The 23,422-nt window shown below is 44.4% G+C and carries 21 protein-coding genes and 1 pseudogene; 10 read left to right on the plus strand and 12 right to left on the minus strand.

Going from position 1 to position 23,422, the window contains the following annotated elements; genetic code table 11:
• Nucleotides 1-12 precede the first annotated feature (12 nt).
• The 4 genes from ACFQ0C_RS22415 (at nucleotide 13) to ACFQ0C_RS22430 (ending at nucleotide 5,066) form a co-directional block, all read left to right on the plus strand.
• Entirely contained in the window at nucleotides 13-1,215 is a 1,203-nt protein-coding gene (locus tag ACFQ0C_RS22415) for a YheC/YheD family endospore coat-associated protein (RefSeq protein WP_379369740.1), read from the plus strand.
• A 162-nt stretch (nucleotides 1,216-1,377) separates the two neighbouring features.
• On the plus strand, nucleotides 1,378-2,748 hold the full coding sequence (locus tag ACFQ0C_RS22420) for a YheC/YheD family endospore coat-associated protein (protein ID WP_379369742.1): 1,371 nt from the start codon (nucleotides 1,378-1,380) through the stop codon (nucleotides 2,746-2,748).
• A complete protein-coding gene (locus ACFQ0C_RS22425; protein WP_379369744.1) occupies nucleotides 2,749-3,921 on the plus strand; it encodes a YheC/YheD family endospore coat-associated protein in 1,173 nt (390 codons plus the stop codon). It begins immediately after the preceding gene.
• Between the two features lie 35 nt (nucleotides 3,922-3,956).
• The gene (locus tag ACFQ0C_RS22430; protein WP_379369746.1) at nucleotides 3,957-5,066 is read left to right on the plus strand and encodes a YheC/YheD family endospore coat-associated protein; all 1,110 of its coding nucleotides are present in this window, start codon (nucleotides 3,957-3,959) and stop codon (nucleotides 5,064-5,066) included.
• A gap of 466 nt (nucleotides 5,067-5,532) precedes the next feature.
• Here the strand turns inward: ACFQ0C_RS22430 and ACFQ0C_RS22435 are convergent, their stop codons facing one another.
• Nucleotides 5,533-6,177 (minus strand): HAD hydrolase-like protein, encoded by a 645-nt coding sequence (locus ACFQ0C_RS22435; RefSeq protein WP_379369788.1) that lies wholly within the window; start codon nucleotides 6,175-6,177, stop codon nucleotides 5,533-5,535.
• Between the two features lie 232 nt (nucleotides 6,178-6,409).
• Between ACFQ0C_RS22435 and ACFQ0C_RS22440 the strand changes: the two genes are divergently transcribed.
• Nucleotides 6,410-6,832 (plus strand): DUF6526 family protein, encoded by a 423-nt coding sequence (locus ACFQ0C_RS22440; RefSeq protein WP_379369748.1) that lies wholly within the window; start codon nucleotides 6,410-6,412, stop codon nucleotides 6,830-6,832.
• A gap of 519 nt (nucleotides 6,833-7,351) precedes the next feature.
• On the opposite strand, the gene ACFQ0C_RS22445 is transcribed toward ACFQ0C_RS22440, so the two are convergent.
• The 5 genes and pseudogenes from ACFQ0C_RS22445 to ACFQ0C_RS22465 all read right to left on the minus strand — a co-directional run bounded on the left by ACFQ0C_RS22445 (nucleotide 7,352) and on the right by ACFQ0C_RS22465 (nucleotide 9,713).
• Nucleotides 7,352-8,080, minus strand: a complete 729-nt coding sequence (locus ACFQ0C_RS22445; protein WP_379369750.1) for a stalk domain-containing protein — start codon at nucleotides 8,078-8,080, stop codon at nucleotides 7,352-7,354.
• Nucleotides 8,081-8,125: 45 nt separating this feature from the next.
• Nucleotides 8,126-8,233: pseudogene (locus tag ACFQ0C_RS22450) on the minus strand (manganese catalase family protein); the annotation flags it as partial.
• 373 nt (nucleotides 8,234-8,606) lie between these two features.
• Nucleotides 8,607-9,176 carry a manganese catalase family protein gene (locus ACFQ0C_RS22455; RefSeq protein WP_379369752.1) on the minus strand — a complete coding sequence of 190 codons (570 nt, stop codon included), beginning with the start codon at nucleotides 9,174-9,176 and terminating at the stop codon, nucleotides 8,607-8,609.
• Nucleotides 9,177-9,223: 47 nt separating this feature from the next.
• A complete protein-coding gene (locus tag ACFQ0C_RS22460) occupies nucleotides 9,224-9,487 on the minus strand; it encodes a spore coat protein CotJB (RefSeq protein WP_379369754.1) in 264 nt (87 codons plus the stop codon).
• Between the two features lie 19 nt (nucleotides 9,488-9,506).
• Nucleotides 9,507-9,713 (minus strand): spore coat associated protein CotJA, encoded by a 207-nt coding sequence (locus tag ACFQ0C_RS22465; protein WP_258216175.1) that lies wholly within the window; start codon nucleotides 9,711-9,713, stop codon nucleotides 9,507-9,509.
• A gap of 268 nt (nucleotides 9,714-9,981) precedes the next feature.
• On the opposite strand from ACFQ0C_RS22465, the gene ACFQ0C_RS22470 reads away from it, so the two are divergent.
• Nucleotides 9,982-10,998, plus strand: a complete 1,017-nt coding sequence (locus ACFQ0C_RS22470) for a S66 family peptidase (RefSeq protein WP_379369756.1) — start codon at nucleotides 9,982-9,984, stop codon at nucleotides 10,996-10,998.
• A gap of 841 nt (nucleotides 10,999-11,839) precedes the next feature.
• Here ACFQ0C_RS22470 and ytvI read toward each other — a convergent pair.
• The 3 genes from ytvI to ACFQ0C_RS22485 all read right to left on the minus strand — a co-directional run bounded on the left by ytvI (nucleotide 11,840) and on the right by ACFQ0C_RS22485 (nucleotide 15,326).
• Nucleotides 11,840-12,886 carry a sporulation integral membrane protein YtvI gene (gene ytvI / locus ACFQ0C_RS22475; RefSeq protein ID WP_379369758.1) on the minus strand — a complete coding sequence of 349 codons (1,047 nt, stop codon included), beginning with the start codon at nucleotides 12,884-12,886 and terminating at the stop codon, nucleotides 11,840-11,842.
• 25 nt (nucleotides 12,887-12,911) lie between these two features.
• Complete coding sequence (gene yfkAB / locus ACFQ0C_RS22480) at nucleotides 12,912-14,048, minus strand: radical SAM/CxCxxxxC motif protein YfkAB (protein WP_379369760.1); 1,137 nt, start codon at nucleotides 14,046-14,048, stop codon at nucleotides 12,912-12,914.
• 180 nt (nucleotides 14,049-14,228) lie between these two features.
• The gene (locus ACFQ0C_RS22485) at nucleotides 14,229-15,326 is read right to left on the minus strand and encodes an HD-GYP domain-containing protein (RefSeq protein WP_379369762.1); all 1,098 of its coding nucleotides are present in this window, start codon (nucleotides 15,324-15,326) and stop codon (nucleotides 14,229-14,231) included.
• A 378-nt stretch (nucleotides 15,327-15,704) separates the two neighbouring features.
• On the opposite strand from ACFQ0C_RS22485, the gene ACFQ0C_RS22490 reads away from it, so the two are divergent.
• Nucleotides 15,705-16,520, plus strand: a complete 816-nt coding sequence (locus ACFQ0C_RS22490) for an undecaprenyl-diphosphate phosphatase (protein ID WP_379369764.1) — start codon at nucleotides 15,705-15,707, stop codon at nucleotides 16,518-16,520.
• Nucleotides 16,521-16,622: 102 nt separating this feature from the next.
• Here ACFQ0C_RS22490 and ACFQ0C_RS22495 read toward each other — a convergent pair whose 3' ends face one another.
• Together ACFQ0C_RS22495 and ACFQ0C_RS22500 are read right to left on the minus strand one after the other, a co-directional pair.
• The gene (locus ACFQ0C_RS22495) at nucleotides 16,623-18,065 is read right to left on the minus strand and encodes a bifunctional metallophosphatase/5'-nucleotidase (RefSeq protein WP_379369766.1); all 1,443 of its coding nucleotides are present in this window, start codon (nucleotides 18,063-18,065) and stop codon (nucleotides 16,623-16,625) included.
• A gap of 38 nt (nucleotides 18,066-18,103) precedes the next feature.
• Nucleotides 18,104-18,559 (minus strand): molybdopterin-dependent oxidoreductase, encoded by a 456-nt coding sequence (locus tag ACFQ0C_RS22500; RefSeq protein WP_379369768.1) that lies wholly within the window; start codon nucleotides 18,557-18,559, stop codon nucleotides 18,104-18,106.
• A gap of 158 nt (nucleotides 18,560-18,717) precedes the next feature.
• Between ACFQ0C_RS22500 and ACFQ0C_RS22505 the strand changes: the two genes are divergently transcribed.
• The 3 genes from ACFQ0C_RS22505 to ACFQ0C_RS22515 all read left to right on the plus strand — a co-directional run bounded on the left by ACFQ0C_RS22505 (nucleotide 18,718) and on the right by ACFQ0C_RS22515 (nucleotide 21,743).
• Nucleotides 18,718-19,407, plus strand: a complete 690-nt coding sequence (locus ACFQ0C_RS22505; protein ID WP_379369770.1) for a molybdenum cofactor biosynthesis protein — start codon at nucleotides 18,718-18,720, stop codon at nucleotides 19,405-19,407.
• A gap of 55 nt (nucleotides 19,408-19,462) precedes the next feature.
• Nucleotides 19,463-20,542, plus strand: a complete 1,080-nt coding sequence (locus ACFQ0C_RS22510) for a ThiF family adenylyltransferase (protein WP_379369772.1) — start codon at nucleotides 19,463-19,465, stop codon at nucleotides 20,540-20,542.
• A gap of 133 nt (nucleotides 20,543-20,675) precedes the next feature.
• Nucleotides 20,676-21,743 carry an HD-GYP domain-containing protein gene (locus tag ACFQ0C_RS22515; RefSeq protein ID WP_379369774.1) on the plus strand — a complete coding sequence of 356 codons (1,068 nt, stop codon included), beginning with the start codon at nucleotides 20,676-20,678 and terminating at the stop codon, nucleotides 21,741-21,743.
• Between the two features lie 141 nt (nucleotides 21,744-21,884).
• Here the strand turns inward: ACFQ0C_RS22515 and ACFQ0C_RS22520 are convergent, their stop codons facing one another.
• Entirely contained in the window at nucleotides 21,885-23,021 is a 1,137-nt protein-coding gene (locus ACFQ0C_RS22520) for a C40 family peptidase (RefSeq protein ID WP_379369776.1), read from the minus strand.
• Between the last annotated feature and the right edge of the window lie 401 nt (nucleotides 23,022-23,422).

A 23,422-nucleotide genomic window follows, 5' to 3' on the forward strand; every position in this document is an offset into this window, starting at 1 on the left:
TGAGGTGATCTCATGATGACATCGTCGTCTCCTTACGCATTGGGCATCATGACCACGCAAATCGAAGGAAATCCGCCATTCTTAAACCGCGGCTTTTACCGCCGACTAACATTGGCCGGCATCCATGCCGGATTTACGGTTTTTGTGTTTTCACCTCAATCCATCGACTGGCTCACAGGGAAAGTGAGAGGCTACGCTTACGATTCCACAACAAATCAATGGCTATCCCGGTATTCCCCATTTCCCAACGTTGTGTATGACCGCTGCTTCTTCACCAACCGGCAGCAGTACAACGAACATCGTACCGCTGTCCGCAGACTTCGGGAGCAGCACAGGTCTGTTTTTTTCTTAGGCTATGGCCTAAGAGGCAAATGGGAGGTGCAGCACATGCTTGAGCAGGACGGCAGCTTCAACAGCTACCTTCCACGGACCGAAGCGATGCGCAGCTTGCGCTCTGTCGCTGACTGGCTGCGGGCAGACGACGAAGTGCTGCTCAAGCCGCAGAGCGGCTCGCAGGGCCGCGGGGTGCTGCTCGTGCAGCGCTGCGGTACCGGCGCTGCGGACGCGCAGGCAACGGCCGGCGCCGCGGCCCAAGCAGGGGCGTCCGCGCCTGCCGCGGCGCCCGCGTTCACCGTGCGCGGACGCGACGCGCACAACCGCCACGTCGGGCGCAGCTTCGCTGACGCGCCCGCGCTGCTGCGCTGGCTGCGCCGCTTCACGGCGCAGCGAAGCTACCTGCTGCAGCAGTACTTGCTGCTGCAGACCCGCACCGGCGATGCGTACGACGTACGCTCGCTTGTGCAAAAGAACGGCGCCGGCCTCTGGCAGGTGACCGGCATGGCAGTTCGCCGAGGTCAAGGCGGCAGCTTGACCTCGAATCTTCACGGCGGCGGCATCGTAGAATTAGCGGTTCCGTTCCTGACCCGCCAATTCGATCCCGATACAGCGAGCAGCATCGTGAACAAGCTTCACGATCTTTCGTTATTAATACCTGAAGCACTGGAGAAGTATCACGGGCGGCTAGCCGAGCTAGGTATTGACTTCGGTATCGATGTCGAAGGAAAAATATGGATACTGGAAGTTAATTCCAAGCCAGGCCGTTCCATCTTTACTTATCTTCAGGATAACCATGCACGCATTAAAGCTTTAACTCATCCAATCCGTTATGCTCGCTACTTACTTCAAAATGCTCATCAGCGGGCTGTGAAGGAGTAGTTTTATGATAGGCTTAGTCCGGTTCAACCAAAAAAGCTCTTTCTAACTGCTTTTTTAACGAAAAGCTTAGTTTACGCTTACGATACCAGCTTTTCTAGCGAAAAGCTTAGCACATGCTTACGAAGCCAGTTTCGCTGAAGCGAAACTCATAGGAGGAAAACCATGAGTTTGACCACTTGCACGATTCATGTGACGCAGAGACAGGAAAGAGTCATCTACTTGACCAGTGAATTGGCGAGATCCCTCAAGCTGTCAAAGACTAAATCCGTAACCCTGCACCTGGGCAGCAAAAGTGTCACCGCAGGCCTGCGTTTACTGAAAAAAACCGGGAATCATCTACATGTGCCGCTATCTATCATGTCTCAACTGCATATCCCTTATCTGGGTACAAGTACGATAGTGTGCCACAATGGCAAGGACATCCGAATTGGTCCATTGATCGGGGTTCTTACAAGCGTTAATGGGAGCACTTCCGCTCCATTCGGCTCAAGAACCGAATTCATCCGGCAATTTATGCGGGTAGGGGCTGAGAAGTCGTATTACTTTGGCTTTTCCCCACGCGATGTGAACTGGTCCCAGCAGACGGTTACAGGAACCTTTCAGCGCAGAGAGGGTGGCGGATGGTATCGCAAAACGGTACCGTTACCCGATGTTGTATATAATCGATTGCCCAGCCGCCAAGCGGAGAAGCTGGCTTCCATGAATGCATTCAAGCAGCGGTTTGTACGAAAAAATATTCCGCTTTTTAACTGGGCTTTCTTTGATAAATGGGATGTTTATAATTTACTCGAAGGCAGCGATGCTTTTCGCTATGTGCCAGAATCGCATATCAACCCCTCCTCCAGCCAGATCAAGGAAATGCTCGATAGACACAAATTTATTTATCTCAAGCCTACAGGAGGAAGCCTGGGAATTGGCATTTACCGGCTGACCTACAACCCCAAACGCGGCTACTATGCCCGTTTCCGTCGTTCCGGTAAAAATGTTCTGCTCCGTTTCAGCAAGTTCGAATCGTTGATGTCCTTGTTGAACCGCAGCAATGGACGTCTCAACCATTATGTGGCTCAGCAGGGAATTCGCTTGATTGAGCTTGACAGCTGCCCTATCGATTTCCGCTTCCATCTGACTAAGAACATCAACAATAACTGGGTTGTAGCTGGAATAGGCGCTAAAAAAGCCGGGAAAGGCAGTGTAACGACACATGTCCGCTCCGGTGGGCAATTGATGACTCCGGACCAGGTGCTTCGACAAATTTTTGGCTCCAGAGCAGATCAAGTATTAAGCAATGCGAAAGAAACCGCAATTACACTTGCTGAAGCCATAGAACGAAATGATAAGCATCTTTTGGGTGAGCTTGGCTTTGATATTGGAATTGACCAAAATGAGCGCATATGGATGTTCGAAGCAAACTCCAAACCAGGCAGATCTATATTCAAACATCCCGCCCTTAAAGGAGAAGGTAAAGCAGCTTTGCAATATGTATACGACTACTGCTTATACCTCAGCCGATTTCGAGCAAGGAGGGATTCCTAAATGGAACCACTCTTACACCAAAAGCCGCCACGGCCTACACTGGCCATTCTCACATATGCCGATGAAACACGGGTTTTTAGAGGAAATAAAGAAAATTTTGTCGATTTAATTCGCGTCGGTGAAGAAAGAGGTGTTACTGTTTATGTCGTAACTACCTCTGATTTCAAGCTCACCGATCAAACAATGGTCGGATACTCTTATAATTTTCAGACTAAAACGTGGAAAAAAGGGCAGCAGCCCCTGCCGCATGTCGTTTATAATCGTATTCCTTACCGGAAATTCGAGCTGCTCCCCGATGTGCAGCTAATCATTCAAACCTGTATGAGACATGGGCAAATTCGCTTCTTCAATCCTTCATTTTTTAATAAATGGACTCTGTTCGAATGGCTGAACAAATCCAAGGAAACACAGACCTTCATTCCAACAACACAGAAGCTGACTTCCGGAGATGATCTGGAGCAGCTTTTGCAAAAGCATTCCAACCTTTATTTAAAGCCGGTCAAGGGCAAGGCAGGCAAAGGCATTATGAAGGTTAGCAGGCTTTCGGATAAACAAGCCAAATCACGTAAATATCAATTGAGCATACAAGAAAAAACCAAGAGCCACATCTCCCGCTACACGAATGTCCCTCAGCTCTGGACGCAAATAAGGCAGATGGTAGGATCGAAGGACTATATCATGCAGCAGGGTATTGCGCTATCGAATTACAAACAGCGTCCATTTGATCTTCGTGTTCTCGTACAGAAAAACAGCAAGGGGCTGTGGACCGTTGCCGGAGTTGGAGCTCGGCTTGCAGGCAAGTCGAGCATAACGACACATGTCCCCCGGGGAGGGTCCATTGATGACCCCTCCAAGCTGCTTGAAGCAGGCTTCGGATCGCTTACCAGCAAGAAAATTTTGAACCGTACCAAGCAGACGGCTTTGATTCTCGCCAAACAGATTGAGAAAGCAAGCGGAACCTCGCTGGGTGAAATGTCCCTGGATTTAGGAGTAGATACGACAGGCCAGATCTGGTTTTTCGAAGCCAACTCCAAGCCTATGAAATTCGATGAGCCCCATATCCGTAGAAGATCGCTGGATAACCTGATCCGATACTGTATCCATTTATCTAAGTTATCCCCTAGAAAAGAAGTACGGTCTGCTGTTCGCGCCAAGAAAAAAGCTGCCAATTAGACTGACCATAAAGCAAGATAAGCAGGTGACAAGTGATGAGCATTTATCAATTAGGTGTTTTGGCCATGTATTTGCCTGGAAGAAAGCTCGAAGAGCTTTCCTTCTTTCGCAAATTGAGTGTACACGGGCAAAAGCTTGGGATTGAAGTGCTTGTATTTACTCCCGACGATTTGGACGAATCCATGAATAAAATCAATGCTCTGTTCTTTCATTCTCCTACTCAGCAATGGCGCCGCAAATGGATACCGTTTCCTGGTCTGATCTATGACCGTTGCCGCTACCATGGGATCGACAATTTTCACAAAATCAGTAAATTCCGTTCCCAGAACAGCAAGCTTCGTTACCTGAGTAAACCTTTAGCTAACAAATGGACTATGTATCAAATTTTATCGGAAAAACCAGAGATTGCCGCTCATCTTCCGGCAACCGTCCGCTACAATGGGGATAAAGAGTTAATCAAATTTTTGAAGCAGCACCGGCGCGTGTTTTTAAAACCTCGCAATGGTACCGGAGGACGTGGAATCGTTCGACTTCAGAGCATGAGTGATTCATTATTCATTCTCCAGGGACGTGACCCTCAGAGAAGAATCATAAACGCCCAGAAGGTCAATGCGAACCAAATATCTGCAAGGTTAAGCGGTTGGAAGCTGGAAGGACGTTATATCGTTCAGCAAGGCATTCCTCTTACATTGAAGGATGGACGCGTCCATGATTTCCGTATGTTGGTGCAAAAAAATGGCAAGGGCCAATGGCAAATTACCGGTTGCGCCGGTCGGGTGGGACCGAAAAATTCGGTCACCTCAAACCTTCATGGGGGTGGCTCCGCCATTCCTATGGAAGCGCTCCTTAAGAGGCGTTTTGCCGATCATGCCAAGATCAATGCCATTAAAAATGATGCCTATGAGCTAGGGATGCAGGTTGCCCATTTCACCGAAGAAAAATTCGGAATCCAATGTGAGATAGGCATTGACCTGGCGGTTGATCCTAGTGGCAAGGTGTGGCTTTTGGAGGTTAACCCGAAACCATCGCGGGAAGTCTTTTATCGGATAGGCGAGCGTGAAATTTACCGCAATGCCATTGTCCGTCCTCTGGAGTACGCCCTTTGGCTGTTTAAGAAAAAACCGTCAGATAGCAAGGAACAATGAATACAGAAGAGCCCCCTCCGTGTAATTGGAACACGTGAAGGAGCTCTTTTCGTTTGGTCAGGTTCTTAGTATGCTTCATCCGTAGTCTAATTTCAAAAACCCGAATTAAATCCATCCCTAACCGACTTTTACTGGGAGATCAACAGCATCGGGGTTCTGTAAGAATTACAGGAAGCTTTAGTTCCGTTATCTCTTCATTTTGGGCATAAAAAGGCTCGCAACACCCTAATAACGGAATTGCAGCTTCCGCTATCATCTCAAATTAAGCAAGATTGAATAAATAACGGAACTTTCAGCTCCGCTATGGTACTTTGGTAGTTTACAGCCGTTTATCCCGTGTAACACCAGAAGTCTACGGTACTCGCTTAGACCCAAACCCACGTAGTAGCGTTACATGGCGATCGGTCGAACCCACGCGGGTTGTCCAAGTTTATTACTTATACCTTCTGTTCGCCTGATGCCCCTTTTAACGTTCAATCAGTTCCAAAAGCTGGCTAAATTGTTTGATTCGAACATGGGCATCCTCTAATTCTCCACCGCTTTTGAAATCAGCGTAATCGCAGCCAATGACTGTCAAGCCATTCTTCAGTCCGGCTTCCACATCAGAGGAGCGATCGCCAACCATCCAGGCTGTACGAATACCGTAGGTGTCCAGCAGCATCCTGACTAGATCAACCTTGGAGCGCGTTTGAAACTCACCCGCACTGTACAGGCCTTCGAACAACGGTCCGATGCTCTTATGTGCTACGACCTCTTTTACATAAGTCTCCAGGCCGTTACTTGCGACAAACAATCGAACGCCTTGCTGATGGAGCGCAGTTAAGGTTTCCGCCACACCTTCGTACAAGACTCCTTCTCCGCCAGCTAAACCATTTAACTGGTAGTCCAATAGCAGAACATCAGCACGCCTATGCACGGCTTTATCTGAATCAGGCATTACCTTCTGCCAAATATGCTCAAGCAGCATTCCCAGGCTGCCTAGAATCACACTTTCCGGCGGTGTATCGCCGCTATAAAGCTTCTCTGAACGCAGCTGATCGAACGTTGCATGATAGGCTGGCAAAAGAAGCGTTTCCGTTTGAAATAATGTTCCGTCCAAATCAAATATCATGGCTTCCGGCTTTTGAAATGTTGGTAACAAACCCTGATCCCTCCCAATTTGACTAATCACGTTCTATACAACCATGATTCTCTAGTATTGTCAAACAAGACTTGTACCTCACAAACACGGATAGATTAACAAATAGATCAGCTCAAAGTCTTTTTTCTGTTGCCCCCGCTGAATGCAAGTGACATAATAAATTTAAGAAATCATCTCATCCCTTTAGGAGGACTGCCAATTTATGCAGCAGCAAAATTACAGCAATCACCGCAAGATGGATCCGCCTTATCATTATGTCCTGTCTTTTCTATGTCTGCTTATTCTAATTGGCTCCATCTGGTTTTTAATTGCATCAGGCAAAGTTTTTGAAGGCTTGCTCTTCCTTGGAATAGCTCTAGCGCTGCTGATCTTATTTCTTAAAGTCCGAGGCTATGGGTTGAGGGCACAGGACCGCGCTATTCGCGCCGAGGAGAACCTGCGGCATTTCATTCTTACCGGTATGCCTCACGACTCCAGACTAACGATAGGCCAGATCATAGCTCTAAGATTTGCAAGCGATAAGGAATTTCCTCAATTGTCTCGTAAAGCGGCAGAAAATAATATGAAGCCAGACGACATCAAAAAAGCCATTACCAGCTGGCGTGCTGATCATAATCGGCTTTGAAAACTTACACAAAAAACCGTCGCACCTATTCAATCATGCTTGATTGGACAGGTATGGCGGCCTTTTTTTCGTTCAAATTGCTCCTATCTTTTGCAATGGCATCATTTACCACATCACCAAATAGAGAGTTTGCAACAGCCATGTAGAATGTATAGTTTATTGAAACTTTTTTTAGGGGGGCCTACTTATGTTCTTCTTTTTAAACGAGCTTTACTGCAACCGGTACATCAAAAAAATGCTATACATATTTGTGGCTATCGACATTGGTATCCTTGTTGGGCTTATCGGCAAATAATACAACGAATCCCCTAACTACAACCTTGCTACATATAAAAGCCCCTTGACTTTGAAATGACGATTGGGGCTTTTTGGATTTCACATAGCGCCTGTAGATTCAATCTTTTGTTCTGGGGACTACTTTAATTTTCTAACTTTTTCGGCATTGAGATATCTTCACATTCAAATGTCTATCTTAAAAAAGAGGTGATGGATAAGTATCCAGTAGAATTAATTTATTATTTATTCTATAGTAATCTCGATCTCTGTACTTAATGTTTTTGTATCTTTATAAGCATGATTGAGGAAGTAACGGGCTTCTACCCCGATTTTGTAAGTGCCGGCCGGAAGGTTGTTAGGAAGCAATCGCGTATCATGTATTTTATTGTCAGGATTATGATAGTCATAATTATACTGCTGCAGCAGCCACTGAGGGAAGATTCGATGGTATTCATCCCCGGGCTTTACTGTTAAAGGAAAGAGAGCTAAAGTTCCTCCTAGATCTGACCGTTTTCCCTTCTGATCCTCGATATAGAAACCCATAAATTGACCAGAATACTCAAGAGCGAGATTTGAGTCACCCTTGTACCGTAAATCTGCTCGAATATTCATAAATTCATTCTTCTTATAAGATGCTTTCTCTGAAAACAGGAACAGGCTAAATATATCTTTTTCTTTATTTGAGTGTACATCCGATTTAACTTCTAAAAACGATGGAAATTGCACGTTAATTGTTTTGTCCGATTCATCATACGCAATATTGGAACGCATATTTTCAACCAAAAAACGTGTCGGCACATAAGTGTCCCCATCAATATTTAACGTCTTGTAATTCGATGGAAGCGCTCGTTCTTGGCCATTAAACGTATATTTAACTGGAAATAAAATAGCTTTAATAGTTTCCGAAGCATATGCAATGTTACAAATAGATATAAGCAAACCAAAGATTAGACCGACAAAAAACTTTTTCATACAAATCCTCCTGCTTATTAAAAATCTATCTGCCTAGAATCAGGCAGCGTAGTAATCATCCATTCCGGCAGACTTCAATTGCTCCATGTTCGCGTCTTTTGTGAGCTTATAGACCTTAGTCGCTATCATCTCAAGGTGTGCAAATTCTTTAGTACATCATAGATGTAGGTGATAACTGAGCCTTGAATTACTTAATACTGATTTTAGACGATATCCTCTCTTTAAACACAAGACCGTAGAACTTATTTTAACGGGCTTTCTTAAATAATGCGAATATTAAGATATAGACGAAAAATCAATGTGTACTATACATACATTAGGCAGGTAGATCACCCAACAACCTCCTACCCTCAAAAAAATAAATTTTTGAAGACTGAAATTGAGATTGAAGTAAAATAAGCAAGATTGGTTTGGTAGATTCCTATATATAGTATATTATGGAATTTTCGATCTAGTCCCCAACGTTCATAGACAAATTCAAAGTAGAAGCCCTCAATCCCGAAATGAAGGAAAGAGGGCTTATGTTTTAAAATACCTTTTTCACATCCTGCTCCGATTTCAGTATCTCTACCGCCTCACGAAAGCGCAGCGAATGAATAATCTCCCTTTCCCGCAAAAATTTAAGTCCATCCTGCAAATCCACATCATCCGTCAAGTCGATCAACCACTGATATGTAGCCCTCGCCTTCTCTTCCGCAGCGATGTCCTCGTACAAGTCCGCTATTGGGTCTCCCTTCGCTTGAATGTATGCAGCTGTCCAAGGTACTCCGGAAGCATTGTTGTAGAACAATGCCCTATCATGGGCAGCGTAGTGATCATCCATTCCGGCAGCCTTCAACTGCTCCATAGTCGCGTCTTTTGTAAGCTTATAAACCATAGTAGCGATCATCTCAAGATGTGCAAATTCCTCAGTCGAGATATCCGTCAATAATCCAACCACTTTATTAGGGATCGAATAGCGTTGATTCATATAACGAAGTGCGGCTGCAAGCTCTCCGTCAGCCCCTCCGTACTGCTCCATTAACAGCTTAGCCATCCTTGGATCGCATTTGCTGACTCTTACTGGATATTGCAGCTTTTTCTCATAAATCCACATGCTTTTGCTCCTCTCCCTTCGCTAGCAATCTGCATCTTCTAACGGATTTACACCTGCCATGGCCAAGGTGTTTCAACCCACTGCCACGGATGCCGGGAATAACTTCGTCCATAGCTCTGCAAAGGGCCGAATGCCGATTCAAACTCATGCGCGAGCCGCATCCTAGTATGAGCGCATTGATTGTATTGTTTAAGAGCTTGAACGTCGTTCGGATGGGTATCCAAATACAAAGTCAATTCGACCAAAACAAAATCAACCGCCTGCAGCTCTTGCAGCTTCGTATAGTACTGCTCAGGCAACTGTTGTTCCATGAAACCAGCTCCTTTCAAATTAACATTTTGAATCGTACGGGCTGTATAGCATAGGCCATAGCGTACCTAGTTTTAATGCTTCCATCGGAGAAAATTGAGGCAAATTCATTGGCTGAAATTGAATGTACAATTGCGGAGGTGTACTATACGTTTTCATTCTGATGGGCGGACAGGGATCGAACGGACCAATAAACGGATACCATACTTTTTCTTGAGACGGCAACATGGCTGATAACCTCCTTAGAGCTTTAGCGGGACTTGCTTCAACAGCTTGCATTTTGGGGATAAGGAACTGCTATTTATACATACTTATCTGGTTATCTCGTCCTTTATGAGTAGAAATTGAAAAACATATTAGTGAAAGGGTATATCAATGATCGTCAAAAAAGACCCGGTATTATATCTATTTGACTCTATAAAATGCTTGTCAGTGCCGCAATTGTTATAATGTTCATACAGGCTTATAAGAGTATCGGCGGGGGGAGACGAGACGTATGATCATTTATCCGATTTTAGAAGAAGGAGCAACAATAGGAGTAACAGCGCCCTCATCCGGGGTAAAAGCTGAACTGCATGATTTGCTTAAACTTTCATGCAGCCGTATCCAGACCAAAGGATTCAATGTCATTTGTGGAGATACTGCTTGGACTCAAGAAAAGGCCAAATCATCACCTGCCAAAATACGGGCTAAAGAGTTCAATGCTATGATGCGTGATGATAAGATTAATATGATCATTCCTCCTTGGGGTGGAGAGTTGTTAATTGAGATCCTTGAATATATTGATTTTGAAAATTTAAAGTGCAAATGGATACTAGGGTATTCAGATACAAGTGTATTGTTAATGGCAATCACGATAAAGACAGGCATAGCGACTGCTCATGGCACGAATCTTATGGATTTAAGAGGCGAATATTCGGATCACACCACAGCGATGTGGCAAGCTGTCTTATCAACTAAAACTGGCGAGTCAATCCTCCAGCATTCTTCACTAAAATATCAAAAAGAGTGGGATTACACGGCTCCTTCGCCATGCGTCTTCCATTTAACGGAACCAACATATTGGAAAGCTGTTTCAAATATTGATGTGAAAATAAAGGGTCGTCTGCTCGGAGGATGTATTGATGTGATAAGACATTTAATTGGCACACAATATGGCGATGTGCGGCATTTCCAAAAACAATTTATTCATAATGACCCCATATTGTGGTATTTAGAAAATTGTGAGCTGACGACAACAGATTTGCGCAGGTCATTAGTTCAAATGAAATTAGCAGGATGGTTTGAAAATTGTTCAGGTCTTATGTTCGGTAGAAGTAATGCCAATCAGCCTGTTGATAATTATACAGTTGAAGATATTTATAAGGAGCTTTCCGAGGAGCTTCAAATACCAGTTATCTACGATATGGATTGCGGTCATGTTCCTCCACAAATGACGCTCATTAATGGGGCATATGCAGAAATAGAAATAGAAAATGGCAAAGGGTCGGTCATGCAATATTTTCATCCATAGCGACCTTATTGTTGTAACTGCAATAGTTCAAGGGGTACCCCTATAAGAGGCAGTCCCAAAAGGGTATCAGTGAATGAATCAGTCCCAAACTATGTACAAAAACGCCACCAAAACCACCATGTAAGCGGAAATGGAAGCGTCTTTTTTGTAGGAAAATTCACATCAGAGCGGGGGTTCGAAAATCGAAAAATGAGTCCGGCCGCTTTTTGGATGTTACTTAAGTGATGGGGCGAGAAGCGATGTTCAAAGGCTGCTCTCAACCTAGAGGAGAAGATGATTTGTCGGGGCCGCTGCGGAAGGAAAGAAAATAGATGGAAATTGTAACGCTAATCCAGCGTGGATATCGCCTGAAATCAATCTAACTGGAAAAACTAACTCTAATAGAGGTGAAATGGTGGATATCAGCCAAAATACGTAGAATTAGCAGGAGGAATTCCAGCTATAAGACTTGGAACGCTATTTTCGGAGTAACTAACTTGACATTTTCCTGATAATTGCACGGAGTGCGCCAGACTGCCATGCAATGCCGTAACCGAACCACGAGCCACGAACCACGAACCCGATACCCGCGATGAGTACGCGCTGGAAAGCGACCTCATCTTATTCATCACTAAGCATACACAAGAATGTGCAAAAAAGCCTTCAACTATTAAAGTGGAATTGAGGGCTCTTTTGCAACCATCTATTCAGGATAAAATGGTGGAGGGATTGTCTCAAAATGACTTTTGGGACAGCCCCTTTTTCCTAAATAGGTCAATTATCATGTAAATACGTTTTTTCCACCCGAAAGGAGTACACTTGGTAAGCATATCCACTAAATCTTATGTATTTTAAACCTGCTTTAATCCAGCTTAATATTGATTTGCAGAAGCCCTACGCGGCGCAGCGCTTGATATACAATAATCAGTACAGGTCCGAGAAACAACCCTACTACACCGACCAGCTTAAAGCCTAAATACATGCTCATGAGCGCTGCCAACGCATTGATTCCAACGGCATTTCCGATAATTTTGGGTTCAATCAATCTTCGGAATAGCATAATGATCACAAGTAGAATCAAAAGTCCAACACCTAGAAACACATTGCCCACCAGCATACAATATAAAGCCCACGGCACCAAAACAGCGCTCGTACCTAGAACCGGCAGCAAATCAACGACAACTATCAGCAATGCTACCGCCAAAGGGTACTCAACTCTCAAGAACAGCAGACCAATTAATGTAACGATATAGGTAAGCAAGCTGATTAGAAGCTGTGCAAACATAAACCCAAGAAGCGCACGCCGCAGATCAGCCAGCACACTGATAACCTTAGCCTGCGATTTGTTCTCAAATAACTGCAGGAAGGATTTTCTAAGCATGGGCAAACCATAAGAAATCAAATACAAGCCAATCACAAACACCACAAAAAATACGAATAAATTCGGTATCGTCTTTGCAACTCCTAGGAAATAGCCGGATACCGCAGTTACAATGTCTTTAATATTTTCCGTAACCGTATTAACTCCAGTCTCCACCAGACTTTGTAACTGCTCGGCAAGCCCTGACGGAAGTGTGCTGTAAAAAATTCTGGTCTTCTCCGATGTGTCATCTAGAAATCTCTGTGCATTATTCAGATAGTCGGGTGCATCTTTCCAGAATTGGATGAGTTCCGACACTATCTTAAATCCGACTAGATAAAAGAAACCTAGCATGGCTGCTGTAAATAAAGTACATACAGTAGCCGCTGACAGCCCCCTGCCTAAATGAGCATATTTCATGAGCCCCTGAATCAGACGCTCCAGAAAAATCGCAATCACCAATGCCATTAGAAATGGAAAACCAATGGTGAACATCCCATAAATCAGTACCACGCCAATCGCACAAAATAGTATTGTCCTAAGAGACATGAATCGGCAGACCCCCTTAACTATTTTAAGACGCCGACTCTTCAGTTGCTTTGCGTGTTGTAAAATCGACATCCTTATAATATGAATCTACAACCAACAGATTAGGTCCGCAGCATTGAACCGCCGGACAATGACAATTGACGGAACCATGAAGCGGATGTGCTTCCCAGCGCGCAAATACTTGTTCAAGTGTATCTGTATGGATATTACCCAGTGCAGGAACATCCGAAAAGTCAGTCACATACACATCCCCTGTGAACAGATTCACATTCAGACGATTACGTCCATCCGGATCGTTGCGTACAGTTACATTAGGTTCTCTACGGAGTCTTTGGAGCAAACGTTGATCTTCTCCCAGCATGCTGCAGGCATAAAAAGGCAGTGTTCCAAACAGCATCCAAATGCTGGGGTCCCGCTCGTCCAAAAGCTTGTTAATCGATGCCCTGAATTGGTCCAGTGACAGAACAGGCAAATTAGAAGCGAACGAGCTCGGATACATAGGATGAACCTCATGCCGCTTGCAGCCCATCTCCACAATAAGGCGGTGTATATCGGACAGTTTGTCATGCGTACGGTAATTGATCATGGATTCAGCTGAGATTAGCATCCCTCCACGGCTTAAGGCAACCGTATTTTCTATCATTCGTTCATATAGCTTTCCTGACGTTTGCTGCTTAACAGGATGGCTTGACCGGACGAACCCAACCTGATGGAAGTCATCAGCCGATGTATAATTAAATGAAATATGCATAACGTCCAAATAAGGAGCCATCAGTTCATACCGAGCCAAATCCAACGTCAAATTTGAATTAAGCTGAGATCTAATTCCTCGGCTGCGGGCATATTTAAGAATGGGAACGATGTAATCCCGCACCGTTGCCGCGTGGTAGCTTGGCTCTCCACCTGTAATACTAATGGTTTCGAGATGCTCCACCTGATCCAGCTGCTGAAGCACTTTGGACAGTGGAATTTTCGGACCTTCTGTCATTGTTAACGTCTCCCCAACCGCGCAATGCTCACAACGCATATTGCACAGATTGGTTACAGTCAGTTCTACGCTGGTTAAAATATGCTTGCCATGCCTATGAAGGGAACGGATCGGATCCCAGGGGTCATTCTGAGGTGTAATGGCAGAAACCTCGGGATTCAATTTATGTATCATCTTGTATTTCACACCTGACTCATTAATTATTTTACCATCTATTGTATCCTATGATGCCTAAAAATGAAAATGTAACCAAAACCATTTTTTCCAACATAATCATAAATGAAATAAAAATACAATCGCCGCTAAACATCCAATGAAGGCTGTTAGCGGCGATTGATTTGGGTAATAGGGGTCTCAAGCAGATTCAATTTCATTAACTCCTGTTATCATTAACGACAGCCTCTTCGATAAATCTACATCCTGCGGTGCTTGGGACTCCTGCCCGTCCTCATCCGTCAGCACGCGAACGATCGGCCTCTGTGGGACGAGCTTGTTCAAACCGACCACAATGCCAGATTCGCCTGTATTGAGCGTTACCGTAAGTCCAATCGGATAAATCGCAATTTTATCGCGGAACAGCTCAATTTTACTTTTATCATACAATGTTTCGGTACCGGCAAAAATAATTTCCATCGCTTGATGCGGCAGCATCGCTTTTCGATATACCCTGTGGGTAGTCATGGCGTCATAAGAGTCTACCAAGCCTATCCAGCGAGCATAATCGTGAATAGCCGTACCCTCAATACCACGCGGATATCCGCTCCCGTTTAACCGTTCGTGATGCTGGAACGCACAATGTGCCGCCAAAAGTGGAATATTCGGCTCGTCCTTAAGCAGATAGTAGCCGTATTCAGCATGCTTTTTAATACAGGAAAACTCATCATCGGTAAGCTTGGCATTTTTGCGCAGCAGCTCGATTGGAATCTGAGTTTTGCCGATATCGTGAAGCAGAGATCCAAGCCCTAAAGTCATTAATTCATCGCGATTATAGCCATGCGCCATCCCAAGCATCGTCGAATAAATACACACATTCAATGAATGCTGAAACAAATAATCATCCATAACACTCATATTCGTCAGCATAATCATGGCATCCTTATGACCGCTCAAATCATCAATGATCAAATTCATGACATCGCGGAAGGCTCTGCCCATCTGGACAAATCCGACCGATTTGCGCTTCATGGAATCATCCATCAGCTTGCGAAAGGACGTACGAATTTCCGATATGGCTCTCAGCCTTGTGCCATCACTCAAAATTTCAGGAATGATAATATCGTCTGTCCGTGGATCTGCTATATAAAGAAAATCGACTCCATGTTTACCTAATCTATTAATTAAAGTTTGAGTTAATTCGACCTGTTCTGCCAGAAGGACTAACCCTTCTTCGTTGTAAATCTTCTTCCCCAGCTTCATTCCGGGGCGAACCATGCTCAGAGGTAGCAAACGCATATGTACAACCACGTCTTCTTTCTTCAGAAGTTCACATTATCTAGCATAAATGTACTGGATTCAAGTAAAAAGAGCAATACATAATTCCAAATTTCGACATATTTTTTAGCCCCTGCACTTAAAATAAGGCTTCATGCACAAGCAGCAGCTTCTAAAAAGTTCAGTAATACGTTACTTTGCAACTACTTTGTGCCTCATAATTAACCTTGGTTTCAGACAAATTGGAATAGGACTGGTTTTGGGACTTTTGAATCATAGGTTACCTGAAAGCCAGCTTGAAAGTATTAAGTTTTTCTAAACACTAAACAAAGAGTTGTGTGCCATTCCATTACAAGCTAAAATAGAAGGTGGTTTGTACAAAACAACTGGGAGGCTTTTATGTTAAGTTACTGGATTTCGATCGTCTTAGGTGTTGTGGAGGGACTTACTGAATTTTTACCTGTATCTTCAACAGGACATATGATTCTGACGCAAGCGCTTCTGGGAATTCCGGAAGATAATGAAATGTTGAAAATATTTGAGATCGTAATCCAGCTTGGGGCCATTATGGCGATCGTAGTGTTGTATTGGAATCGAATTCTTCGTTTGTTTGGTTTAAAAAAGGATCCTACCCGGGTCGGCAAAAAGAAGCTCAACCTGATCCATATCCTAATTGGTATAGTACCAGCGGGTGTTGTAGGACTTCTACTGAATAAAGTGGTCGACAAATATTTGTTCAATCCAAAAATGGTTGTAATCAGTTTAGTGGTCGGCGGTATTCTCCTTATTGTAGCTGAAAAATCAAGAGCACCAAAAACAGCGGTCGAGCTGGACGATATTACTTACCGGCAGGCGTTTTATATTGGACTGTATCAAATATTATCCGTTATTTGGCCAGGCTTTTCCCGTTCGGGTGCAACGATTGCCGGGGGCATGCTGTCCGGTGTCACCAGAGGTGCCTCAGCGGATTTCACCTTCATTATGGCAGTTCCTCTTATGTTCGCGGCTTCAGGGTTATCCATCTTGAAATCATATAGTATGTTCACTATGGATATTGCCGGCTTTTTCGCCGTTGGTTTCATTGTATCCTTCATTGTAGCTTTACTGGCGGTTGTCACCTTTATCAAGCTCGTTTCAAGTATTAAACTAACTTACTTTGCTTACTATCGCTTCGCCGTTGCCATCTTATTTGCACTTTATTTCTTTATCCTATAGGACGAAATTTCCTTTTGGAGTTCAAAATGAATGGTTGACAAAAAATGACATTCGAACTGAGAACAGTTTGAATGTCATTTTTTTGTGTACGGTTACTGTTCATTAAACTCCAAACCAACGCTGGACGCTGCTCTGCTGGATGGCCTCAGAATCCTGCAGTTCAGTTCGCATGATGTCCCGCAAAAACTCAGGTAGAAAATACTGAACTCCTCTGCCTTTGGATAAAGAATGGTACCCCACGCCAAACGTAAACATATCGATAGTGGCGACCTGGTATTCCTTATCAACCGCTAAGAGCTCAGAGCCGATCCATACCCGCTTGATTTTTGCATAGGCTGGAGCGTTCAAGTCATACTCTATTCTCAAGCCGTCTACATTCAGCATCCCAAGCACCTTTCCACGAAATCCGAAGCCATAGAGCAGCTTCTCCTGAAATTCTGGAAGCAGGGATTCCTCCAAAGCTTGCAAAATGTTCTCGCCGGAAAGCAGCATCAAGCACGGATTAATCGGGGATGGGCATATTTCCAGCAGCCGCCCTACTGTAACGGGGCCATTCGCTAAGCCTTCCAGAAACTGCCCTGCGTTTACTATGCCAATATCGACCCCAACTCTCTTGCGCAAGCCTGCGGCTAGCAGGTTCCCAAGCGGTGCTTCCTTGTACCACTCGGCAGCCAAAGGCTGCTGCAAATAGGCAACTTCACGCGAGAGGACTTGATTGGAGCTTGCTTCATACCGCTCAATTACAGCCTTTACCTCGTCATCCCCAGCCTCTGCATAATCATCAGTTCTTCTTACATAGCCTTCAATCGTTACGGGCTTCTGCGTAAAAGCATCGATATGCACATCCACCACGCCAAAATATTGACCGAACTTACCGGCAGCGCATACTACGGTATTCCCTATCCTCTGTGGAATTTCTAACAAATGGTGGGTATGACCGCCCAGAATAATGTCAATTTCAGGAATTTCTGCTGCCATTTTTTCATCATTTCGTAAACCAAGGTGTGATAATACTACGATCAAATCTACTTGAGCTCGAAGCTCTCGAACCAGATTAGCCGTAGCCCGGATTGGCTCTTGGATATCCCAGCCCAAAAGTGTGTAAAAGTCAGTGAAATAGGCAGTGACACCGATAAGCCCGATCCGGATACCACCTTTCTCCACGATATGATAAGGGACTCCCCAGGACGGCACCTTCCCTGTCTCCGAATCCAGCAAATTACTGCATAATACTTTGAAATTGGCCTTAGAGCTGTATATGTCATTCAAAGCTTCCTTGGTAAACGTCAATCCTTCGTTGTTGCCAAGCGCTACTGCCTCATAGCCGGTTTCATTCATAACTGCCAAATTCGCAGAGCCGCGGCTGCCTTCCGTTTGGGGACGCATACGATCCATATGGTCTCCAATATCGAGCGTCAATGTATGCTCGGCTCCAGCGGAGGCTCGGAGCTCATGGAAGGCGGCTGCTATAGACGGCATCTGTTCAAAATGGCTGTGAATATCATTAGTATGAAGGATTCGAAGCCGCAGCAGTGGTGAGGTCATTTCCGCCACCCTCCTTTTTATGTGTTTAGTAACTATCCTTATTTTTTGAATTTGAGTTCCTCTATGGAAACCTGGTTCTTAAAACCATAAGTAGCCTCAGCAGATGATACTTGATAGGTGAATCTTATCTTCACCACACTTTTAACATTCAAACACTCGCTGCTCCCATCGGGAACGTACAGGCGAATCGGAAAACCTTTCTTCAGCGGCTCCCCATCCTGTTCATATAAAAAAGCGGCTTGACTCAGCTGCTCCAAGGGAATCTTCGCTTGGAACTCATCGATAGCTTCAACTTCCATATGGCTTGGTGTCCGGTCTGAGTCTGCACCTTGCTGCCGCTGCCACGCGCCGTACCAGGTCGGCAGATCGAATGCCCTGCCTGCAATACCTTGCACACGATCCTCCAAAGATAGATGCAGAGGCGCCAAGGCCTTTAATTCATCAACAGTAAACTCAGCATTTCCGCACAATTCATCATATACACTGACTTTCATCCCTATGCCTCCATCATCCCAAACTACTCGCCTCTTACCATTTCAAGTATCCCTCTATTATACCATTAACCCATCAAAATATGGTATGCTATACATCAGAATTATACAGAGCTAGTTTAAAAAGCAAAGTAAATATACAACTATTGGAGTGAACACATATGAAGCTGCACATTTATGTTTTTGCCGGATTGGCCGAACGAATGGGCGGGCCTCTGCTTGAGCTTGAATGGGAGCAAATGGCGCCTCTGACATCCTTACTTTTAAAAGAGCAGCTTATTGCCCGCTATCCGCAAGCAGCCGACACGCTCAGGCATTCTTTCGTAGCTGTCAACCAGAGCTATGCAGACGATAATCACCTCATTCAATCCACGGATGAAATTGCTATAATTCCGCCTGTTTCCGGTGGTCAGCCCCAGCTTGCAGAAATAACTCGAGAGACAATCTCTGTACAATCGGTCAGCAATAAAGTACTGCATCCCAATCATGGCGCCGCTCTTTCCTTTATCGGGACTACCCGCGAGTGGACTCATGGCAAGCGTACCATTCAATTGGATTACGAGGCCTATGAGCCTATGGCTATCAAAACAATGAATCAAATCATTCTAGAAATACAGCAGCGTTGGGAGGGGGCTCTCTGTGCCATCACTCATCGTTTAGGACGGGTCGATATTGGTGAAATCAGTGTTGTAATAGCCGTCTCCGCGCCGCATAGAGATGCAGCCTATGAAGCAAGCCGACATGCGATAGAACGTTTAAAGCAAATTGTACCCATCTGGAAAAAAGAAATTTGGGAGGACGGTTCCGAATGGAAAGGGCATCAACAAGGGCCGTGGAATCCTCTAATATAATCGCTCTTCTTAAAAAAATAGGAATGAAACTACAATAAAGGGGAACAATCGCATCATGAATCCATCCGAACCAAATCATGAGGTGAACGCAACTTCCAATGCCACCTCAACCAACCGTTACTCGCGGCAGCTGCTATTCGCCCCTATAGGCGAGCAAGGACAGGCCAAGCTAATGAAGTCCCGTGTCGCAATTGTTGGCATGGGCGCACTTGGCACGGTGCTGGCTAATCATCTCGTTCGTGCCGGGGTCGGATACATCCGTCTAATAGACCGCGATTTTGTCGAAACCAGCAATCTTCAGCGTCAAATGCTTTACGATGAAGCCGATGCCGCCGCATCGAAACCAAAAGCACTTGCTGCTGCAACTCGCCTGCAGCAAGCTAATTCGCTTGTACATCTTGAGCCCGTTGTGAGTGACTTAAATGCTACAAATGCGGAGGAACTTCTCTCTGATGTTGACCTTATCCTGGATGGCACAGATAATTTCAGTGTGCGCTTCCTGATTAATGATGTAAGCATCAAGCGTGACATACCATGGATATATGGCGGTGCCGTGAGCTCCCGTGGAGTATCCTTGACGATCATTCCTGGCGTAACCCCCTGTCTGCGCTGTTTATTCGGTCAGGCACCTGCGCAAGGAACAACCGAAACATGTGATACGGCCGGTGTAATCGGACCAATTATCCATACGGTTGCTTCTCATCAATCCACTGAGGCGTTTAAACTGCTTGTAGGTGCTCAAGAGCAGCTAAACCGCAAGATGGTACATTGGGATCTTTGGTACAATCAACACTCTGCAGTAGACGTCAGCAAAGCTAGGAAAGCGGATTGTCCCGCTTGCTCGCTTCACCAATACGATTACCTCGATCAGGAGATTGCAGAAGAGACGATTCAAACTCTGTGCGGCCGTAATTCAGTCCAAATCCAACCTATTCTAAAAGCCGTATTCAATTTGAAGGAATGGGCTGTAAAATGGGAGCCTTTGGGACGTATTGAATCGAATCCGTTTCTATTGAAATTGCACCTAAATGATACTATCACTCTTGTGTTATTTCCCGATGGCCGTCTATTGGTTCAGGGCACTGATGACCCTATCACTGCCAAAAGCATATATAGCCGCTATATCGGTATGTAATACTGTAATCATTAGCTTTCACCTCGGTGTTTAATTTTATATCTAAATTATTTTCATGTTGCCAATATTCGACATTCTTGGTACGATAAATAGCAATATGGATTACATACATTAGACCTATACAAAGCCCGAGGTGAGTAGCTTGAAAGTTTCTGTCACAGATTTACATGTAGGTGACCGTACCGGATCTGATGTGTTTAATTGGAACGGATTGCTTGTCGTCTCGGCTCATACTGTATTGAATGGTGAAGATATTGATAAACTGCACCGACATAATATTGATTATGTAGATATAATGCTGCGTTTTGACGGAGGATTACCGGAGCAATCAAATGTTATTACCACTTCGATAGATGAGCTAAGAATAGACCCGATTGCAACCTTCGAGAATGCAGTAGATACAGTAAAGCTGTTATTTTACGAAGTTGAACAACACGGACAGATTAAAGAGGCTCTTATTGATAGCGCTTTCACTCCACTGACAGATCACTTCAAACAAGAAAATGATGTTGTCTCCCTGCTATTAACCATGAACTCGAAGGATGATTACACTTATCAGCACTGTGTTCAGGTTGGCATGCTTTCCTATTATATCGCCAAGTGGATGGGTTATTCAGAGCAAGAAGCTCTTATTGTAGGAAAAGCGGGTTATGTGCATGATATCGGAAAAAGTAGTATAAGCCTTGATATTCTTAACAAACCGGGTCGTTTGACCCATGAAGAATTTGAGGAAGTTAAAAAGCATGCGAAATACGGTTATAATCTAATCAAAACTTCAAAAATGGATGAAGCTATTGCATTAGCCGCACTGCAGCATCATGAACGGTTGGACGGTTCTGGCTACCCTTCCAATCTAAAAGGTGATGACATACATCCGTATGCAAAAATAGTTGCAGTAGCCGATATTTACAGCGCTATGGTATCGAGCAGAGTGTATCAGAAAAAGCAAAGTCTTCTTCAAGTGCTTATAGAATTGCACCGGCTTAGCTTCGGACAGCTGGATCCGCAGGTCGCGCAAGTATTCATCCGAAATATGATTCCTAATTTTATCGGCAAACGGGTTCTGCTCTCGTCCGGTGAAATCGGTCAGGTCATTATGACACATCCTTCGGATTTCTTTAAACCGCTGGTTCAAGTTGATGATCGCTTTATCAATCTGACCGAGCAGCCTGAACTGGAAATACAAGAGATTTATGTTTAAATCACTGTTAAAGCTCAACAAGCCTGTAATCCCTAGTATTATAGGGATTACAGGCTTGTTCATTGGACCATTCGCAGCTTATTAGGCTTTCTCAAAAAGGATTTTATCGATCACTGAATCACGGAACATGTACTTACTCAGCTAATCAGCCATCCTTTTTGCTCTTAAAAATGTTTTTTTCCAGTAAGCTTTATTGATATCAGAAATTTGAACCCCATCCTTGGGCTCGGGAGATGCGTGAATCATTTGGGAATTCCCCATATAAATCCCTACATGCCCCACTGTCTTATTGGTACGGAAACGGCCCGGCACATAGAAAAACAGTAAATCCCCTTTTCTCAAGCTTGATCTGCTAACCGTTATTCCTTGAGTTGATTGTGCGCGAGCCGTCCTTTTCAGCATAACGCCTTGGCGTTTAAATAAATATTGGGAATACGTTGAACAATCAAATTTACTTGAAGTAGGGTAAGGAGCTGCCCCGAATAAATATTTGACTCCAAGATATGCTTTCCCTTTCTGGATCAATGCGTTCATATCGATATTCTTAAGTGCCACAGGTATTGCATTTTCCCCAGGCTCAATATCAATTCTGCTCGCCGCCATCAAGCTTTCGTTGCTTGAATACTCTCCTGTTAAACCTTCCCCCAAATCCTTCCATGTCTCTGTGCCCTTAAACGGATCATTGGGATCATCTGCGAAATCCAGGTCACTTCCCATATTAGGCGCATCCGGACCATCAATCGGATCTGTCACCATATCAGCAGAGGGGAAAATAACAAGCTCCTTCTCAGTAACGCTATAACTCATATCATCCTGAAGAAGTCCTACAGCAGAAACAGGAATATACACTAATGAATTTCTTGAAATTGGAGGATCCGTAAGCTTGACGGGTTCATCTCCCTTCAGTACCTCCAGCCCCCCTACCTTCCATTCATATGTGGCGTCATAATCTCCCATTTGATAAGTGTTATTCGCTGCTTCCCATCTCGTCTTAAAGTTCAACACACGAGCCAGATCGTTTCCCGAAACATAAAATTTTCCATCGAAGCTGACGATGTTTATTACTCCTTCTTTCGCAGTTGATGCTCCTTGGTTTGTATTGAGTATTGAAATACCATTCGTATCTCCAGTGCTTTGAGCTGAACTTCCGTTGCTTGTACCCGTATTGGAAGGCGGCTGAGATTGCTTCTGCGTTGAGTTGCTGCTACAACCGCTTGCCATAAATACAGCCAAGGATAAGAAAACAATCATACTGCGTCCAACAGAACGTCTCATCATGTAGCTCCCACTCCCTCAAATAATAGTATCTTTGGATATTAGGATGAGATAACTAGGTTATCCCTATACATTAGAAACATTGGAAAAATAAGAAAAGCTTCTTATCGAGGACCTTTCGTAGAAGATACATTCGTGTCTTAATTGTAGCTTTTCTTGCAATATCCAATTTGTTAGCTGCGCTAACAAGTCGGATATTATAAGAAAACGCCTTACGGTGTCTTTGGGAAGGGCTGTCCCAAATTCAATTTTGGAACAGCCCTTCACCAATTTATCCTGAATATAGAATTGCAAAGAACTTAGATCTAGAATAAAAAGTGGACACCTCATAAGAGAATGCAGATAATTAAATTACAAAGAGGAAGAGGTGTCCGGTGTGGGTGAGATGAGACAGAGGTTCAGTG

The organism is Paenibacillus sp. GCM10027630 (assembly GCF_042676305.1).
Classification (GTDB): domain Bacteria; phylum Bacillota; class Bacilli; order Paenibacillales; family NBRC-103111; genus Paenibacillus_S.